Below are 5,210 nucleotides of genomic sequence, written 5' to 3' on the forward strand. Positions count from 1 at the left end.
CTGATGTTGCTGACATCTACCGGCGGCTACTTGCACTTCATTTTCTCGGGCTTGGTGGTGGCACCCCAGTTCCGGAAGCTGGACCTCTACACGGTAGCCGGCTATTTCGGCCATCGTTTCGGCGAACAATCGCGCTTTGTGATGCTAATCCTGTCACTCCTATTCAGCGTCTTCATTATCGCGGCTCAAATGGCCGCTTTTGGAACGGTGCTTGCCGCGATCATGCCTTCGATTGCCGACGCCACACATCTGCTGCGATGGGCGATTCTGATCAGCGGATTGCTGGTGGTAATTTACAGCACGGCGGGGGGGTTGCTGGCCGTGATTCATACAGATGTCTACCAGTTTGTTGTGCTGTTGCTCGGTTTTGCCATTACACTAGCCTTCTGCATTCCAGACATAAGCAGCTCTTACAATTCCGAAACCGGCGAGTTCGTTCCGGACCGATTCGGAAGTGTAGATTTGGTGCAACCGGTTTCACTGGGTCGGCACATTGCGCAAAGTGATGATTCTCTGACTGCTTTCCTCAGGTCGCAATTCACTCCGGCTGAGCAACAATTACTGCAGGCTCCGGATAGCTGCGCGCACTTTTCCTATCAGCGACAACGACTGCTGGTCGACGGCTTGAATCGGGCTCTCGATGACGCAAACTTGAGTGTTCAGCCTTGGTTACACGAATTGCAACTCAGTGCTCAGAGCCGGGAGTTGCTGCATGCGGATCCGGCCGATCGCGATTTGCAACGCCTGAATCTCTCGATTCTGCAAGATAACTACCCTGATCAGTTCACACGCAGCCGTACCATACCTGCCGACTTTTTCAAACTTGATGGCGGCAAAGGCTGGATATTTCTAATAACAACATTTTTGGCGTTTCTGCTGGGAGAGACTTTTGCCCCAGGATACGCCACCCGCTACTGTGTGGGAAAGAATGTCAAAGAAACCAAGCTGGGAATCGCAGGCGTCGGCATCTTCCAGACCTTCACATTTCCGGTCATTCTCTTCTTCATCGCGCTCTACGCACGCATCCACTTCCCTGATATCGATCCCCAGCAGGCATTACCATTAGTGGTGCAGCAACTGGGTAGCCCGATCATCGGCGGGCTGATCATCGGAGCGCTGCTGATGGCGGTGATGTCTTCGGCTGATTCAGCACTCAATTCGGCCACGGCTATCTTTGTCAAGGATCTCTTTGAGCACCAATTGGGTTGGGAGGATATGGGCGACGGTCGCATGCTTCGGCTGGCGCGCATTTGTACAGCGGCGCTTGGGCTCACCGCAATCCTGATCGCCATACTCTGGTCCGATATCATCGGTTTGCTGTTGTTTACCTACCATGTTTGGGCTCCGGCAGTGATTTTGCCCGTAACGCTGGGTGTTCTCTGGAAACGTCGCTCGCGCAAACTGAACCACAACATCTTTATCACTATGCTGGCTGCGACTGTCCTGACAATGATGTTCAGACTGTTTGTCTACCTGCACGGGGAATACAGTTGGACGCTGTTGGGAGAGAAGACATTCGGCTTTGTCCAACAGATTGACCCGGCGGTGTTCGGTGTCTTTGCGTCGTGCGTTGTGTTCGCGCTGTTGAGTGCATTCACGCGATATGATGACTCCAGTGTTCCGGCCACTGAAACATAGAGACTCTGCTTAACCAGACTCTGAGTTCAAAGCAGCTGAGTTCGTCGCGATCCGTCCTCAAATTCTAACAGCAGATCGGATTCCGGAAGCCGTGAACATAGTCCTGTAGTCATTTAGGTCAAATTCGCAGGGATATTGACATAGAGAACTTGCGACCCAACTGCGTTAGATTGCATCCAAATACTTTGAATCACTTGCTCCGAGCTGTCAATCTCATACCTTGACTTCGGAACCATGGTCCCTTCGGCGTCGTTAACGTGTGCATGCAAAAGACTTGTCCGGGAGATTCTAAAATTGTATATTGCGGTGCTAAATTACGCCTGCGAAAGTGGCGGAACTGGTAGACGCGCTGGATTTAGGATCCAGTGGCTTCGGCCGTAGGGGTTCGAGTCCCCTCTTTCGCACATATTAACGGGAGGAACATTGGATTACACGTATAACATAACCGAAGAAAAAGACTGTAAACGGATTATCGATATCGAAATTCCAAAAAATAAAGTCGATGAGAAGTTCGATGAAGTCTTTCGGATGCTGAAGAAAGAGGCGAAAATTCCCGGATTCCGCCCCGGCAAGGCGCCCATGTCGGTAGTCAAGTCACGTTTCGGTAACGACGCGCGATCTGAAGTCGGCGAAACCCTTATTCAGGACGCGTTTCAGGAAATTATCAAGGAAGCCAAGCTCTCACCGATCGCTCCGCCTGTCCTTTCGGAGGTGGACTTCAAGGATGGTGAGCCGATCAAATTCACGGCGAGTATTGAAGTCGCACCGGATGTGAAGCTCGATAAAATCGATGGTTTCACGATTAAGAAACCATCTGAAGTCATAACGGATGCTGATGCTGAGATGGCTTACAGTTCAATCCTTGAGATGTATGCCTCGCTGGAACCATCCGATGAGCCGGCGGTGGAAGGCAACCACCTGACTGTCGACATGGAGAAGATTTCCGATCCCGACAACAGAATGAAGGAATCTGAATTCAAGGACTTCTCGGTCGAGTTGTCGAGAGAGACATCGCTGCCTTCATTTATCGACGCACTTGTGGGTACAAAGGCTGGGGATGAACGCGAGGTGACGGTCGATTATCCGGCAGACTATGCAGAGAAATCGCTTGCTGGATCGACTCTCAAGTTCAAAGTAAGGGTGACCGCTGTAAAGAAGAGAGTTCCCCCGGAGCTGAATGATGAGTTTTTCAAGAAATTCGGCGAGGAGTTGAAGTCGGTCGACGAACTCAAGGCGAAGATCAAGAGTGATCTCGAGATGCGTCGCAAGAAGGAGATCCAGGAGGATATCCGCGAGCAGGCGATCAAATCGGTGATCTTTCACAATCAATTCGAGATGCCCCAATCGCTGCTGGAATCGTATCTCGATGATGTCGTCGAGGATTTCAGAAAGCAGCAGAAGGGTCAGAAAATCGACGAGGCCGAGCTCAGGCAGAAATACCGTGCAGTCGGCATTCGGATGATACGATGGAACATTCTCATGTATGAAATAGCTGAATCGAAGGGAATCAAGGTCGAAAAGGACGATATTGATAAGTGGATTGATACATTTGCCGATAGGTATAATATTACTGTAGATCAGGCCAGACGAATGCTTGAGCAGAGCAAAAAAGTTCAGGATGTCAGGGAGACTGTTCTCGAAGCTAAGGTCATGAGCTACATCCTTGATAATTCAGAAATTGTGGATGCATAGCATGAGAGAAAGGAATCAGATGCCGTACGTTCCGATAGTAGTCGAGCAAACCGGCAGGGGTGAGAGGGCATATGATATATTCTCCCGCCTGCTAAAGGACAGGATCATCTTTATCGGTACCCCGATTGATGACAACATAGCCAACCTGGTTATTGCGCAGATGCTGTTTCTTGAGGCTGAAGACCCCGAGAAGGACATCAACGTCTACATAAACAGTCCTGGTGGGATGGTGACAGCCGGCATGGCGATTTATGACACCATGCAGTTCATTAGACCAAGTATAGCAACAACTTGCATGGGTTTGGCGGCGAGCATGGGCGCAGTTCTTCTGACAGCCGGTGCTGCCGGCAAGCGTGCTGCATTGCCACACTCACGGATCATGATCCATCAGCCGCTTGGAGGAGTGCAGGGGCAGGTAACCGATATCGAAATTCAGACAATCGAGTTCAAGAAGCACAAAGACGCTCTGAACAAGATTCTCGCCCTGCACACTGGACAACCGATCGAAACCATCGAGAAAGACACCGACAGGAACTTCTTCATGTCGCCGGAAGAGGCAAAGGCGTACGGTCTAATAGACGAGGTTTTCGAAAAAAAGGGATACTGAACATGAAGGTACCCCCTTGCGTTAGTTTTAACAAGCTGAGACTTGAAGATATTATCTAAGAAGAGGGCTGGCAATATTGCGACTTTGGGACTGATATTCTTGTCTCTTTGCTGAATGATCTCCCACGGAGTTTTGTAACCTTTGTAGCTGTTGGTTCTTGCGACATTGAACCATATGACATAAGCGGTTGCTTTGTCGATAAAGTTCTGAGTTGATCTGAACTGTTCGACCTCCAGGAACTCGTCTTCGATTATCCTGTGCACAGTTTCGACATCAGCCTGATATGTGTGTGCTCCTGGAGGTATAGTGTCATGGATGAGTCCCTCTTCGGCTTCGACAGTCTTTGTAAAGCTGGAGGGTTCTTTAGCTGACCATGCACCTACGAACTCGCCTCCGTTGTCAGTCTGGATACGAGAGCCATCGAGATTGACCCCACACATCTTGAGGTGATCGATGATGATCTGAGCAAAGAGTGTGGCGCATGTGAGTGTACACTCAGAGGCATATCCGAGGAACTGCAATCCTGATACGACATCTCTGGCCGTGTACTGATACTTTGGCAGCTTATGTCGTCTCATCTGGATGAAGTATTCAGGGATGTCATAGAGATGCTTAGTGTCAACATCGATCTGCTCGAAGAGTCGCCATCTGGCCTTCATCTCTCTGAGGTCGTTCTTGGTCTTGTGCTTACGTCGTTTCTTTCTCAGCAAACCTTCCTCCTTCCAGATCTTACGGATAGCCTTTTCTGAGATTGTAAGGTCAAACTCTCGCCTGATTCTCTCAGCTCCCCATGATTTGAGCTTCTTTTTGAGCCTTATTGCCTTTGCTCTCTGTTTCGGATCGATCTTAGAGCGTTTGCTATTCGGTCCTTTCCTTCGATCCTCCAGACCCATCATGGAACCCGGCTCCCATCTCGACAGCCATTTACGGACTGTCTTGGGAGTCGTATTGAATGCTCTGGCAGCAGGTTTGACTCCACGCTCTCTGGCATCTCTGACTATTTCGTAGCGGAGCAATCTTGGGTCTTTACTTCGTCGCATATTTGTGTAATATCCAATCGGACACATATCTCCGTCCCCGGTGGTTATGTTTTTCGTCGAATACAATCAACCAGGATATGGGGAATGTGTCCACCTGTTTTGAGCGTAGAGCAGGTAAGTCTCCGTTCGCTACGCTCACTCCGACTTACCTGCTCTTGAACCATTCCTTTATCAACCTTTTTCCATTCTTCCCCCAGATCAGAAGGGGGGTACCTTTTACGTTCCGAGTCCCA

3 protein-coding genes and 1 tRNA gene are annotated in these 5,210 nt (G+C 49.8%); all 4 read left to right on the forward strand.

Going from position 1 to position 5,210, the window contains the following annotated elements; translation table 11 throughout:
* On the forward strand, nt 1–1,638 hold a 1,638-nt coding region (locus KKH67_15685; GenBank protein ID MBU1320618.1), incomplete at its 5' end, for a hypothetical protein.
* A 322-nt stretch (nt 1,639–1,960) separates the two neighbouring features.
* Nucleotides 1,961–2,042, forward strand: a tRNA-Leu gene (locus tag KKH67_15690).
* Nucleotides 2,043–2,061: 19 nt separating this feature from the next.
* The gene (gene tig, locus KKH67_15695; protein ID MBU1320619.1) at nt 2,062–3,330 is read left to right on the forward strand and encodes a trigger factor; all 1,269 of its coding nucleotides are present in this window, start codon (nt 2,062–2,064) and stop codon (nt 3,328–3,330) included.
* A complete protein-coding gene (clpP, locus tag KKH67_15700; GenBank protein ID MBU1320620.1) occupies nt 3,323–3,937 on the forward strand; it encodes an ATP-dependent Clp endopeptidase proteolytic subunit ClpP in 615 nt (204 codons plus the stop codon). The genes tig and clpP overlap by 8 nt, the downstream gene beginning before the upstream one ends.
* The last annotated feature ends 1,273 nt before the right edge of the window (nt 3,938–5,210 follow it).

It is taken from the genome of Candidatus Zixiibacteriota bacterium, assembly GCA_018820315.1.
In the GTDB taxonomy this organism is placed as follows: Bacteria; Zixibacteria; MSB-5A5; order JAABVY01; family JAHJOQ01; genus JAHJOQ01.